This is a genomic window from Planotetraspora silvatica (assembly GCF_016863315.1).
Classification (GTDB): Bacteria; Actinomycetota; Actinomycetes; order Streptosporangiales; family Streptosporangiaceae; genus Planotetraspora; species Planotetraspora silvatica.
Window position 1 is genome coordinate 1 of record NZ_BOOQ01000079.1, and the last position, 12318, is coordinate 12318.

Here is a 12318-nt window from a genome sequence, read left to right on the forward strand (position 1 = left end):
GGCGAGCACCACGGGCGTGTCGACCGCCAGCGCGGAGAGCAGGTGCAGCAAGGAAATCGCGGTGCCCAGCGGCCCGCCTTCGAAGTCGGCGGGTGCGAGCCCGGTCCCCGAGAGCAGCCTGCGCAGACCCTCATACGGGACCTGACCTTCGGCGGGCACACCGGTCACGGTCAGCACGCGCGTACCCCTCGCGGTGGCGTCCGCCGTCGCGGCTCCGAGTAACGCCGACTTGCCGACCCCGGCGGCGCCGCTCAACACGAGCGCGCCGCCGCCCTCCTTCACGCCGTGCAACAGTGCGAACAGCTCGCGCAGTTCGGCGTCTCGGCCCACGAGGGCGTGCGGTGTCACGGTGAGGATGCTCACACCGCACGCCCTGCGCCGTTCAATTCCAGCCTGCGGGCGCGGTTGGACAGCCCCTCCGAGACCAGCGTGAGCACGTTGCGGGTGACGGTCACCATCAGGCGGCTGCCTGGCGGATGAGGTCGGCGACCGCGGCGGGCTGGGAGACGTAGACGGCGTGACTTCCGATGGCTTCGACGACGAACGATCCGGCGCGTTCGGCCATGGCGCGCTGGGCCGGTGGCGGGATCATGCGGTCCTCGGTGGCGACGAGGTACCAGCTGGGCTTGTGCCGCCAGGCCGGCTCGGTGACCGCCCCGCCGAGGGCGTCCACCCCCCAGGGGACCTGCGAGTCGGCCATGAACGCGGCCTGCTGTGCGGGCAGATCGGCGGCGAACGCGCCGTGGAACTTGTCAGGGTCGAGTTGGAGGAAGCCGTTCACCGGGGGGAGGATGGGCGGGACGGGCGCACCGGGCGGCGGGTCGGCGATGAGCGTGCTGACCGACTCGCCCTTGTCGGGGGCGAACGCGGCGATGTAGGCCAGTGCCGCCACATTGGGATGCGTACCGGCTTCGCTGATGACGACGCCGCCGTAGGAGTGGCCCACCAGGACGGCCGGGCCGTCGAGCGAGTCCAGGACCCGGCGGGTCGCGGCGACGTCGCCGTCGAGCGACAGCGTCGGGTTCTGCACGATCCGGATGCGGAAGCCGTCCCTGGCGAGGTCGTCGTGGACGCCCTGCCAGCCGGATCCGTCCACGAAGCCACCGTGCACGAGCACGATGTTCTGGATTGTCGGCATGGTCACTCCTGATCGGGATGGACAGGCCCGACGCCTGTCCTGCGGTCAATCCAAGTCGCGCGGCAGCGACCAGACCATGCAGAACAGCACGCAGGAGTTCCACGAACATCGGCCTTCGGCTGGTCAGTGGGCAGCGGTCGCCAGGCCGCGGCAACGGCCGCTCGCCTCGGTGTCACCGACCGTCTCGAACACCTCGGCAGCACGCGCGTAGACCCGGCGGCTCTCGCCCGTTCGGCCCTCGTCGGCCAGGATGGTTGCGAGCACCTCCAGGTAGCGAGCCTGCAGGCCGGACAACTGCAATTGCTCCATGAGACCGATCGCCTCGGTGAGTTTGGTGATCGCTTCGGCTCGGCGGCCGAGCAGCCCCAGGCATTCGCCGGCCCGGGCCAGCGCGTACGGCCGGGTGAGCGCCGCGATGCTCGGTGTCATCGCCGGCTCCTCGTCGCCCGCCAGGTCGCACATTCTGTGGAATTGCTCCAGTGCTTCGGTGTAGCGCCCGCTGTCGCGAAGGCAGTTGCCGAGGGCGCCGAGACACTGGCAGTACGCATCGATGTCGCCGGTGGTCTTGAACATCTCCGCCGCCCGCGATGTCGACGCGACTGCCTCATCGAGCCGTCCGAGCAGTCGAAGCGCGACTCCGGCGTACAGGTGGGCCCAGGCGATCTGCGCCGTGGCGTCACTTCGAGTCGCGACGTCCAGCGCGTCAGCCGTGTACCGCAACGCGGTTTCCGGGTCCTCCGGCGGCACCGTGTGGACCCAGGCCAGGTAGTTGAGTTGAGTGGCATGTTGCGCCAGATCACCAAGGGCGGCGGCGGCCTCCGCGCCAAGAGTGAAAACTTCGTGCCAATGCGGAGCGTGCATCCACCGGTCGGAGAACCAGTGCATCGACTCGGCGCAGTCCAGGACGACGGAGTGCAGGCCTCTGCTGGCCGCATACCGCAGCGCGCCCAGCCAGTTGTCCGCATTCACGCGCAGCCAGCGGTCGGCTTCGTCCATGGACGACAGGTCGGCGAGGTCGGAGTCAGACCGGTCGGGACGGCCGTACGCGGGTTCGAACCACCGCCCGGCTGTCGTGGCCATCCGGAGCAGCCACGACGTCATCCTGCCGCTGAGCGCATCACGCTCGGCCGAGGTGTCCTCCTCCTGAAGCCTGTCGCGGGCGAACAGCCGGACCAGGTCGTGGAAGCGATAACGGCCCGAGGTGCTGTCCTGCAGCAGGCCGAGGTCGACGAGCTCGTCGAGGGCATCCCAGGCGTCCTCGATCGAGGTCCCGCCGGCGACCGCGGCGAGGGCGGCGTCGAAGTCCCGGCCGGGCACCAGGGCGAGCCGGCGGAAGACCTGCCGTGCGGACGCCGCGAGCTGCTCATACGACATCCCGAACGCATTAGCGATCTTGAGGTCGCCGGCGCTGAGCTGGTCGAGGCGGCGTTCCTCGTTCGACAGCCGGGCGGCGAGTTCCGCGGCGTTCCAGTCTGGCCGGCTGACCAGCCGGTTCCCGATGATCCGCAGCGCGAGGGGCAGGCCACCGCACAGCTGCGCGAGCTGGGCGAGCGCCGGTTCTCCGTCCGATGCGGAGCGTTCGCCCAGAATCCCGGTCAGCAGTTCGGTGGCTTCCAGCAGAGGCAAAGGTCCCAGGCTCAGTCTGCGCACACCCTCCAGACCGGCCAGCAGCCGGCGGCTGGTGATCAGAGCCCTGCCTCCGCCGCCTCCCGGCAGCAGCGGACGTACTTGTTCCTCCGACGCGGCGTTGTCGAGCACGACCAGAACGCGCCTGTCCCGCAGCATTGAGCGGTACAAGGAGGCCCGGCCGGAGGTGTCGCTCGGTATCTGCTGATCCGCGGCACCGAGCGCGCGAAGCAGCAGCGCCAAGGCCTCGCCGACGGCGAGGGGTTGAGGGGACATGCCGAACAGGTCGAGGAAGAGCACTCCGTCCGGAAAGTCCGGGCGCAGGGTATGGGCGGCGCGGACGGCGAACGTGGTCTTTCCCAGACCGGCAGGGCCGGTGATGAGCCCGACGCCGGCGACACCGGGCGACTTGTCAGCGTGAATCAGATCGTTCGTCCAAGCCAGTTCCGCAGCCCGGCCGGTGAAGTCGTCGACGGACCGGGGCAGCTCACACAGACCGGTCGGGCGCGTCCAATGATCCCGGAGGCGGCCATCGCGTGCCAGTTCGATGAGCTGTTTGCGGGCGATCTCGTCGAGAGCGAGTGCGTCCGCGAGGGCGGCTACGGTTCGGTGTTGAGGTCCCCTGCTGCGTCCTCGCTCCATGTCCGACAGGCTTCGGGCACTGACCCCTGATGCTTCGGCGAGCTGCTCCAGAGTGAGGCGTGCCGCGTGCCGATGGCGGCGCAGCAACTCCGCGAAGCTGAGTGGGTCGGCGATGGGGGCTACTCCTTCTCAGAGGTGGGTACTTGACCCGCTGCGAACGGGTGCAAGCCTACTTGGGGGCCATGTGTGGGCCCCGATGGGTCAAGCGAAGATCGGTGAGCGCCTGGCGCCGACAGCACGACAGGTAGGAAGGTTCGCGCTCATGTCCGCGCGCTCATCTGCCGGCGCCGGCTCGTCCGGTGAGTGCGCGTTCGAGGGCAGGAGTGATGGTGTGGAGCCAGCGGAGTTCGCCGGCCAGGTATTCAAGGGACACGGCCGCATCGGCTGGGGACAGCGGCCACGTGGCGATGCGTTCCGCGCCGGCCAGAATGCTACGTTGCAGGGCGGGCAGGATGGCAGGGCCGTCGGTGAGCCCGTAGGCGTCCACGAACAAGCGGAGTCGACTCGGTAGGTCGGGGATCGGGTCGAATCCGGCCTCGCGCAGGCGCCGATCGGGCTCCAGCGGCACGAAGGCCCACGCGGCCGCGGCCAGTTCGTCCAGAGGATCGACCGGTCCCGCACTGTCGAAGTCGATGAACGCCGTAGGCAGACCGTCCCGGTAGACGGTATTCCAGGGGCCGAGGTCGCCATGGGAGACAATCTGGCCGGGGCGAGGCGGGCAGGGGTGATAGCGGTAGGCGGTACAACGAGGGCGGAATCCCTGCGCTGCCTCATGGAGGTCGCGGATCAGCCGTCCGGCCCCGATGAGCGCCTCATCGCTGCGGGCGTACGAGGGAAGGCGATGCCCGCGGCCCGGCTCCCAGGCGGGATCGACGGGCACCTCACCGTCCAGGTAGGTCACCTCCTCGCGGTCTCCCACGACGGCAAGGACGCGGGGGGCACCAGGAAAGCCAACGCTCTCCAGATGACGGAGATACTCGTGGACTCCCTCTGACCAGGGACCCAAGGGGCGCAGCACCCGCTCACGGCGGCGCACGACGCCCCGCGTCATCCGGCCACCGACGAGCGGTTCGTCACCGTCATCCCCCACACCATCAGTATCCCCGGCCCCTGAAGATGTCGTCCAGCCAAGCTGATCATTCTGTCAGGGGCTCCAAGCCCTGCCGTCATGCCACGATGGCGTTGCCGTGATCCATACACTTCCCGAGCTGACAGCGCGCGTTCGATCCGCCCGCTCCGCTCCAGGAAGCGGAGGTCGTGGAAGGCTACGAGGGTGACCAATCGCCAAGGAAAACTGCTATGACGGTGACCCTTTCGGTGGAGCCGACCGCATCCGCACCCGCGTTGTTCCTGCGCCCCTGGCAAACAGAAGATGTGGTGGCCCTCGTGACGGCTCATCGTGATCCACTTCTGCGCCGCTGGCTGACCACCTCTCTTGTTGGTGACGCAGAGGCCCATCGATGGATTGACGATCAGATCGAAGGGTGGGCCACTGGCCTCCGGCTCAGCTTCGCCGTCCTGGAGTGCGGAGATAAGGGTCCTGGTCATCCGGTTGGGCACATCGTGGTCAAGGCGACCGACCCCAACGAGGCTGCAGCTGCAGTCGGTTACTGGACATCGGCTGAAGTCCGAGGTCGAGGCATCGCCAGCCGCGCCCTTGAGGTCGTGTCGCGTTGGGCGCTCGGCTCACAGCGCATAATGCCTCTGGCCCGCCTCGATCTGCTGCATGCCGTCGATAACCATGCTTCGTGCCATGTGGCAGAGAAGTGCCGATATGTCCTTCGGTCCGTGCTCCCTGCCCGACCGCCGGCGTTCCCGTGCAAGGGGCACCTGCACGTCCGCATGAACAGTGACATGTGAGATCTATTGGCCGTCAGTGTTCTTATTAAGAGAAGGTGCCGCCCGGGGTCGTCGCGGGACATGCGCTGGATGACCTTTCCTGCCGAGGCCTATCCCGTGGTCGTATGTGCGCCCACCCTTTATGGGTTACTCGTTCACTACGGGTTGCCGGGGAGGCAGCGGGCGGGGAGTCGGCGTCCGTCGCAGCCGGCGAGGATGCGGACGATTTGGAGGTCATGGTCACTGGCATGGTCGGAGAACTCGGCGTTGACGCCGTCGGCATAGACCTTGATGGCCGGGCTGATGAGGATGCGATCGAGGACCTGTCCTGCGGTACACCTTCCGCCGTGCGCCTTCCCCCCACAGGGGGAGTTCGATCCCTCAGCCGGGTGAGGCATCGTGCCCGATGCCTTGACATCTTGAGTCCATGAGACCAACGGGACATCGGCGTCGCATCGAAAGGCGAGGTCGTGACAAGGCTCAGGAGATCAGCCAGACATCCCCCGAAGCAACAGCGCCCCGCACACCACCACCGCCACCATGGGCGCGCCGCGCGGGGCACGTCGCGTGGGTCGCCCCACTGCTCGGCTTCATCCCGCTGCACATCCCGTGGATTCTCGGCATCCCACTGTTCGCCAACCCCGATCCGTTCCGCGAGTGGTACCACGGTCGCGGACCAGGCGTCGGCGATCATCCGGTCGACGGATTCCTCGGCCTACCAGCCGGCGCGTTCTATCTGAGCGTCCTGTGCATCCTCGCCGGACTCGGCGCAATCCTGGCCCTCGGACTCATCAGCGACTGGGGCTTGGTCTTCCCACGCTTGATACCCCTGCTGCGCGGGCATCGGGTGCCACCATGGCTGCCGTTGACGCCGACCGTCCTGGGATCCGCGTTGATGATCGGCTACTCGATGACGCTGCCCTGGCAGTTCGCGGCCGCTCTCCGCGACGCCGGCCCGGAGGACATCTTCACCACCACCGGTGTCCTCATCGGCCTGCCGTTGCTGTTGGCGTGGACAATCGCATTGCCGACCGCCGGTTGGTCCTACTACCGCCGCACCCGCGTGCAACGCTCATGACCGCTTCCCCAGCCGCCCGGCCGGGCGAGCGAGGACGACCGCCACGACTGCCCTGCCCGAACGCGAGGCCGGTAGCGCGATGACAACTCAGGCAGGATAGAACAGCGCTAACCACCACGCACTCTTCTGCCGCTGACCGCGCGCTCATGCCCAGATGAGTGCGATGTGGCCGCCCCGTGTGGCGGCCACCACATCGAGAAGGAGGAGAGTTCACGGCTGGGTGGTGAGTCCCTCCAGCATCGAACGGACCGGCGTGGGTGTGCGCTGGAGGAGATTCTCGAGCTCCGGTCCGGTGGTGGCGAACTCCCCGCGGCGTGCTGCGTGGAACATGCCGAGCAGCATGTTCGCCTGATCCGCGGGTACACCGTGGCCGATCATGGTGGCCGTCCACTCGGCGTCGTCGGCGACGACGCGGCGGATGGTGCGTCCGGTGAGTTCGGTGACGATGCCGGCGATGGCTGCGAGGTCGAGCGCGTCCGGTGCGGTCAGCGGCGGGGTCAGACCATCGAACCGGCCCTCGTCGGCGAGGATGATCGCTGCCGCTTCGGCGAGGTCGGCGTGCGTGGTCCAGGATACGGGCCCGTCGGCCGGTGCGACGAGTTCGCCGGTTTCGAGCGCCCGGCCGAGTAGGTGCCGGACGGTGCTGGTGTAGAACCCGTTCCGCAGCGCCGTGAACGGTGTGCCCGTCTTCGACAGGTAGCGCTCGGTGGCGGCGTGGTCGGGCATCGGTGCGAAGACCGAGTCCTCGGCGGCGCCCTGGTGGCTGGTGTAGAGGATGCGCTTGGCACCGGCATCGCGAGCGGCGTCGATCGCTGCGATGTGCTGGGCAACCGCTGCCTCGCCCGTCTGGTCAGTCGAGACGATGAGCACCTGTGTTGCGCCCTCGAACGCATCGGCGAGGGATTTGGGCTCGGTGAAGTCGCCGCGTCGCACGCGCACCCCGCGTGCGGCCAGTTCGCCGGCGCGGTCGGTGTCGCGGACGCTCACGCCGACCCGGTCTGCCGAGACCTGATCGAGCAGCCGATCAACGATCTGGGAGCCGAGTTGGCCGGTACCGCCGGTAATGATGATCATGATCCGTCCTCTCCTGCTAACGCTGGAACGATTTGAATGCTACCATCGTTAGCAACTGAGATAGCAAAATTGCGTTATCTTTGGAAACATGGCAGAGGTGAGGCCGGATAGCGCCAGCAGGCAAAGGACGCGAGCGAACATCGTGGAGTGCGCGGCGCAGCTCCTGCGTGAGCAGGGCGCAAGCGCGGTCACCACCCGTGCGGTCGCGCAGGCGGTCGGCATGCAGGCGCCGACCATCTATCGGTTCTTCGAGGACAAGGACGCGCTGCTCGACGCCGTTGCCGAACATGTCTTCGCCACCTACGTCTCCGGGAAGACCCTCGTCGAGGACAGCGGCGACCCGGTTGCAGACCTACGGGCGGGGTGGGACACGCATATTGGCTTCGGTCTCGCCAACGCAGCGCTGTTCGGTCTCCTCACCGACCCCAGCCGTGAGGTTCGTTCACCGGCGGCGGCCGCCGGCTTGGAGGTTCTGCGCGCCCGGGTGCACCGCGTTGCGGCAATCGGCCGGCTTCGGGTCCCAGAAAGACGTGCCGTCGAACTCATCCACGCCGCCGGCACCGGCGCCGTGCTCACCTTGCTCTCCACTCCGCCGGAACACCGGGAACGCGACCTTGCCGACGCGATGTACGAGGCGGTGATGCGATCGATCCTCACCGACATGCCGACGCTTCCCGCGGACAGCACGACCGCAGTCGCTGTCGCATTCCGGGCCGTCGCACCGAAGCTGACAATGCTCACCGGCGCCGAGCGCGCCCTGCTGTCGGAGTGGCTGGATCGAACCGGCGACGGCCCAACCACCCCCGGGGCCTCAGCCGGCCCAGACTGAGACCGCGATCAGGTGCCGTCCAAGATTGACCGCATCCGCGAGCGGATTGTTCCGTTCCCGGCGGTTCTGTTGCCCGTCATCGCGGCGGCATCGACGGCGTGTCGGGTTGAGCGGATGCGCATCCGGGTGTCGATCCGACGCTCAGCCCCACGTCGCCACCAGCTCGGTGGCACAGGTTCGCTCGTGCTCCCTGGCAACGATGAGGGGCATTTCGCTCAACGTGGTCTGGCAGCGCGACCAGGCCGGCAACCTGTGGTCCGTCAGGGTGCGGGCGGGCGCCGAGGCGCGGACGCGCACTCATCTGCCGCGAGTCGCGCGTCTGGTCCGGTCTACAACTAGAAACATCGACCGCACTACTCTCGATGAAGCTGTATGCGGACGCCTGCGGGAGGCTGCGCCGCACGCCTCTCCTGGTCGGATGAGCACTCGCGGCCACTCGGCGGCCGGACGACGTCAGGCGAGTGACGGTGACAGGACCCGGTCGGAGCTGATGATGTCGGCGATGCTCGACATGTGGTGGTCGTAGGTGTCGATCCGCCAGTGGGCTCGCAGGAGTTCCTCGACCGCCGGATGTGGGCCGGGCAGGCAGAGCCGTACCGTCGGGGCGTCGAAGACGGTGAGGGCGCTTCGCAGGGTGGCGGCGGGGTCGTGGCCGCCGGCGGTGGTCAGGTGGATCAGGTTGTCGGGCCCGGCCACTCCCGCGGCGGCGACGGCGCCGTCGTCGTCGTACACGAGCACTCCGGTCGTTCCCGGTGTGAGGGCCCAGTAGGCGTAGTCGGCTGTGCGGTTCACGCCGGTGAGCAGAGACTCGGCGGCGCCCGCGTCGAGGACGTCGACTCTGCGTGCGGACGGTTCCGCGCTCTGGCCGGGTGGGCCGCTGAGGTAGAGCAGCGGCCATCGCGGCCGCATGCCGTGACGCAGGTACAGGGGCATCGCCCGAGGGTCCTGCGAGGCGAAGGTGAACCTCGCTCCTGAGTTGGGAAATGCCGCCTCGAGCAGGCTGCGGCCCACGCCGCGGCCGTGCCGGGCGGGGTCGACGAACAGGTCGCACAACATCGTCACCCCGGCGATCCGGCGGGTGGCGCAGTATCCGGCCACCTCGTCCCCGGTCACGGCGACCAGGAACCCGCCGTTGCCGCGGAGATGGGCGACATACCGCGGATTCGCGCCGTCGCCGTCCCCGTTGGCGGTCGCGATGCGGGCGATTTCGGCGACGTCACCGTCACCGGCCGGGCGTATCTCCATCTTCGGGACGTTATCGCGGGCCGCGCCGTCATCCTCCGCCGGGCCGAACGTGCTTGTGGCATCCGGTCCATGGCTTCGGCTCCGCCGAGCGCTCTCAGGGGCGAAGCTCTCCGGCGTGAAAGCGGCGGATCATGCTGCCCTGGGCCCGCCCGCTGAGACCCGGTGCTCGCACAGCGGCGCGGAACAGCGCCGTACCGGATGAAACAGTCGATGCCGGCGTGGGCGGGCCGTTTGCCGGCGGCCCGGCGCGGGGAGGGCGGCGCAGCGGCAAAAGGTCAGTCGTAGACGGCGCCGGATAGATTTTGACCGCGATGGTTTACGTCAAGTGCGGCGAATGCCGCGAATAAGGCTCCGAACGAGTCATTTAGGGAAAGGCCAAGTCGTCTGGATGCCGTCGGGCCCGGCGACGAACAATGGTGGTGCGGACCCGGTCGCCGCCTATCGGCCCGACCTGGGAGGAGGCACTCATGCAGGGGAAGCCCTTATCGTTGGCCTTCGGCTCGGCGCTGCTCACTCTCGCCGTCATGCAGATCGGAGTCTCTCAGACCGCGTCGGCTGGCGCGGATCACTTCAGGACGATGACGCTCCAGCCGTGCCAGGTGCCGGCGGCTGTGAGCGCCAAGCCGAAGCCCGGCGCGAAGTGCTGGTACAGATGCAGCTCCCACCACAAGCTCAAGTGCTGCAGGGATAGCAAGGGTCACGTCAAGTGCCCGCAAGTCGGCAAATGTTAGGAGCTGCCCAAAAGGGGCGGCGGATGTGAGGACCAGGGGGCGAGCCACGTGCCGCCCCCTGATCGTTTTGCGGCAAGTCTTCGACAGGCCGCCCGCATGGCAACGGATCATCGTTCGATCCCAGGACTTCAACCACACGGCAAGGCCCCAGCCGGTGCTGCGGATCTCGGGTGCGGCCCCGCCCCCCATCCGACCTCGGCGTCGGCAGGGTCAGGCGGCGCCGGGGACGGTGACGTTCCGCTCCTTGAACTGGTAGCCCGTCTTCGTCGCGTCCTGCTGCAGGCCGTTCATGGAGCCCTTGAGGGCGTCGAGGTCGGCCTCCGTGGCGGTACCGCTCTTCAGCTTGCCGGTCAGGGCGCTGACTTTGCCGCTGACGCCCTCCATCGCTCTGCACAGCGTCGGATTGGCCACGGCGAAGTTCTTGGCGACCTTCAGCTGGTGCAGGGTGAAGGCTCCCGCTATCGCCGCCTTCAGGAATGTGCGCTTCCGCTTCTCCGCGCCGGCTTTGAAGCCGCCGCTGCGCAGAGGCTTGTAGATGTAGCGATGGAAGGCGCCCAGCGCGAGACCCGCGTGCAGCGCGAAGTGGGTCTTGGCGAACGGCCTGGCGTTGCCCGCCGTCGGACACGGGGAGGTGTACTCGCTCTCGGTGTCCGACGTCGGCGTGGCGACCGCGGCCGGGTTGTGGGCGACCGCCGCTTCGGGCGCCACGGCGGCGGTCCTGTCGCTTCCGCAGCCGCCGAGTAACGTCAGTGCCAGCAGGACCGCCACCGCGTGCGCGGCGACGGCTCGCGTACTCCGAACAGCCATTTCTTCCCCCTATGGATCCGGTGGGTTTCGCGGTGCAGACGTCCGCGCTCCTTGGGGGCATCTCGAATGCCGAATCACTGCAGGTGTGGAAGCACACCCGTCGTATGACGAGCGTCGCCGCGCCGGATGTGGGCTAAGCGCGCTTTTGCCACGTCCGGGCCGTCTCAGCACCGTCGCCAGCCGGAGATTTTGGCGCCGCCTAACCGATCACGCTCGCGAGGCGAACAAACACGACCTGGGGGTTGACCAGCATTGGGGAAGATCGGTTATCGGTGAGATCGACTCTCGCCTGGCGCTGGACCAAGGGCCCAGCTTGTTCACTGTCAGGCTTGAGGGATCCGGGCGGCGATGCTGCTGTAGAAGGTATCGATCTTCTGCACCGCCTGGGTGAACTCATCCAAGTCAGCCGGCTTTATCACGTAGGCGTTCGCGTGGCGCTGGTATGCGTCGGAGATGTCGTCGGGAGAGGCGGAGGTGGTGAGCACGACCACGGGGATGGTTCGCAGTCCGTCATCGGTTTTCAGGATGCTCAGGAATTCGGCTCCGCTCATCCGAGGCATGTTCAAATCCAACATGATCAGGTCCGGGTGCCGCTCAGCGGTTCGCAGGTGGTCCAGTGCGGCGAGGCCATCAGGAGCCTGCACGATCTTGCGGGGCTGTCCCTCGGCAGTGAGCGCCTCTTCGATCAGTAACTGATCTCCAAGGTCGTCCTCGACCACCAGGACGTCGTAAGGCCTCTCGTCGTGTGCGGCCATGCCTGATTGCCCTCCTTGGAACAGCAGGCGCGTCGTGTCAGGCGGGTTCCACGGCATGAGCACACGCGTAAGTAGTTACGCGAAATGCTATTCGCTAATTCCGGTTCTAGACTAGCCCCGCCCAAGGAAGTCCATCGGGACAGCGAGGTGGTCCGTGAAGCCGGCAGGTGACACCGAAGATCGCAAGACGTGGACCTTCCTGACCAACCATGCACGCGTGCTGATCTCCATCGCGCGCTTCCCTGACATCCGGATCCGCGACATCGCCGACGAGATCGGCATCACCGAACGCGCCGCCCAGCTCATCATCGCTGACCTGGAAGACGCCGCATACCTCACCCGGCACCGAGTAGGTCGTCGCAATACCTACTCCATCGATCCCGCTCGGCCGTTTCGCCATCCTGCCGAAGCGGACCACGATGTTCGGGCGCTCATCGCCATCTTCGCCGGTCATGATGTCGACACGGCAGACGATGCGGCCATCCAGGACGCAGGAGGCCACGACTCTTCGCCTTCTCCGCTACGCGGACCTTGATCAGGGGAGGCGCCGACTA

Annotated in this window: 12 protein-coding genes; 4 read left to right on the forward strand and 8 right to left on the reverse strand. The window is 67.6% G+C overall.

Features of this window, described 5'->3' with window-relative positions; all coding sequences use genetic code 11:
• From Psi02_RS39515 to Psi02_RS39530, 4 genes are all read right to left on the reverse strand, one after another.
• Positions 1-348 (reverse strand): ATP-binding protein (locus Psi02_RS39515; protein ID WP_203981047.1); only part of this gene is annotated, 348 nt, incomplete at its 3' end.
• Positions 349-457: 109 nt separating this feature from the next.
• Positions 458-1138, reverse strand: coding sequence for an alpha/beta fold hydrolase (locus Psi02_RS39520; RefSeq protein WP_203981048.1), 681 nt, complete (start codon positions 1136-1138; stop codon positions 458-460).
• Between the two features lie 123 nt (positions 1139-1261).
• Positions 1262-3493 carry a helix-turn-helix domain-containing protein gene (locus tag Psi02_RS39525; protein ID WP_203981049.1) on the reverse strand — a complete coding sequence of 744 codons (2232 nt, stop codon included), beginning with the start codon at positions 3491-3493 and terminating at the stop codon, positions 1262-1264.
• Positions 3494-3680: 187 nt separating this feature from the next.
• The gene (locus tag Psi02_RS39530; RefSeq protein WP_203981050.1) at positions 3681-4496 is read right to left on the reverse strand and encodes a phosphotransferase; all 816 of its coding nucleotides are present in this window, start codon (positions 4494-4496) and stop codon (positions 3681-3683) included.
• Positions 4497-4705: 209 nt separating this feature from the next.
• Here Psi02_RS39530 and Psi02_RS39535 point away from each other — a divergent pair, with 209 nt between their 5' ends.
• Positions 4706-5266 carry a GNAT family N-acetyltransferase gene (locus tag Psi02_RS39535; RefSeq protein WP_203981051.1) on the forward strand — a complete coding sequence of 187 codons (561 nt, stop codon included), beginning with the start codon at positions 4706-4708 and terminating at the stop codon, positions 5264-5266.
• Positions 5267-5672: 406 nt separating this feature from the next.
• Positions 5673-6323 carry a hypothetical protein gene (locus Psi02_RS39540; RefSeq protein WP_203981052.1) on the forward strand — a complete coding sequence of 217 codons (651 nt, stop codon included), beginning with the start codon at positions 5673-5675 and terminating at the stop codon, positions 6321-6323.
• A gap of 210 nt (positions 6324-6533) precedes the next feature.
• Here the strand turns inward: Psi02_RS39540 and Psi02_RS39545 are convergent, their stop codons facing one another.
• Entirely contained in the window at positions 6534-7397 is an 864-nt protein-coding gene (locus tag Psi02_RS39545) for an NmrA family NAD(P)-binding protein (RefSeq protein WP_203981053.1), read from the reverse strand.
• Between the two features lie 88 nt (positions 7398-7485).
• Here Psi02_RS39545 and Psi02_RS39550 point away from each other — a divergent pair, with 88 nt between their 5' ends.
• The gene (locus tag Psi02_RS39550; protein WP_203981054.1) at positions 7486-8226 is read left to right on the forward strand and encodes a TetR/AcrR family transcriptional regulator; all 741 of its coding nucleotides are present in this window, start codon (positions 7486-7488) and stop codon (positions 8224-8226) included.
• Between the two features lie 453 nt (positions 8227-8679).
• On the opposite strand, the gene Psi02_RS39555 is transcribed toward Psi02_RS39550, so the two are convergent.
• The 3 genes from Psi02_RS39555 to Psi02_RS39565 all read right to left on the reverse strand — a co-directional run bounded on the left by Psi02_RS39555 (position 8680) and on the right by Psi02_RS39565 (position 11764).
• Positions 8680-9471: a GNAT family N-acetyltransferase gene (locus Psi02_RS39555; RefSeq protein WP_203981055.1), complete on the reverse strand. Its 792-nt coding sequence runs from the start codon at positions 9469-9471 to the stop codon at positions 8680-8682.
• Positions 9472-10412: 941 nt separating this feature from the next.
• Positions 10413-11009, reverse strand: a complete 597-nt coding sequence (locus tag Psi02_RS39560) for a hypothetical protein (protein ID WP_239095543.1) — start codon at positions 11007-11009, stop codon at positions 10413-10415.
• Between the two features lie 323 nt (positions 11010-11332).
• Complete coding sequence (locus Psi02_RS39565; protein WP_203981056.1) at positions 11333-11764, reverse strand: response regulator; 432 nt, start codon at positions 11762-11764, stop codon at positions 11333-11335.
• 154 nt (positions 11765-11918) lie between these two features.
• Between Psi02_RS39565 and Psi02_RS39570 the strand changes: the two genes are divergently transcribed.
• A complete protein-coding gene (locus Psi02_RS39570; RefSeq protein WP_203981057.1) occupies positions 11919-12299 on the forward strand; it encodes a helix-turn-helix transcriptional regulator in 381 nt (126 codons plus the stop codon).
• The last annotated feature ends 19 nt before the right edge of the window (positions 12300-12318 follow it).

Coding starts and splice junctions, on each gene's coding strand:
- Psi02_RS39520 (WP_203981048.1), bottom strand. CDS start 1,138: ATGCCGACAATCCAGAACATCGTGCTCGTGCACGGTGGCTTCGTGGAC.
- Psi02_RS39535 (WP_203981051.1), top strand. CDS start 4,706: ATGACGGTGACCCTTTCGGTGGAGCCGACCGCATCCGCACCCGCGTTG.
- Psi02_RS39540 (WP_203981052.1), top strand. CDS start 5,673: ATGAGACCAACGGGACATCGGCGTCGCATCGAAAGGCGAGGTCGTGAC.
- Psi02_RS39545 (WP_203981053.1), bottom strand. CDS start 7,397: ATGATCATCATTACCGGCGGTACCGGCCAACTCGGCTCCCAGATCGTT.
- Psi02_RS39550 (WP_203981054.1), top strand. CDS start 7,486: ATGGCAGAGGTGAGGCCGGATAGCGCCAGCAGGCAAAGGACGCGAGCG.
- Psi02_RS39555 (WP_203981055.1), bottom strand. CDS start 9,471: ATGGAGATACGCCCGGCCGGTGACGGTGACGTCGCCGAAATCGCCCGC.
- Psi02_RS39560 (WP_239095543.1), bottom strand. CDS start 11,009: ATGGCTGTTCGGAGTACGCGAGCCGTCGCCGCGCACGCGGTGGCGGTC.
- Psi02_RS39565 (WP_203981056.1), bottom strand. CDS start 11,764: ATGGCCGCACACGACGAGAGGCCTTACGACGTCCTGGTGGTCGAGGAC.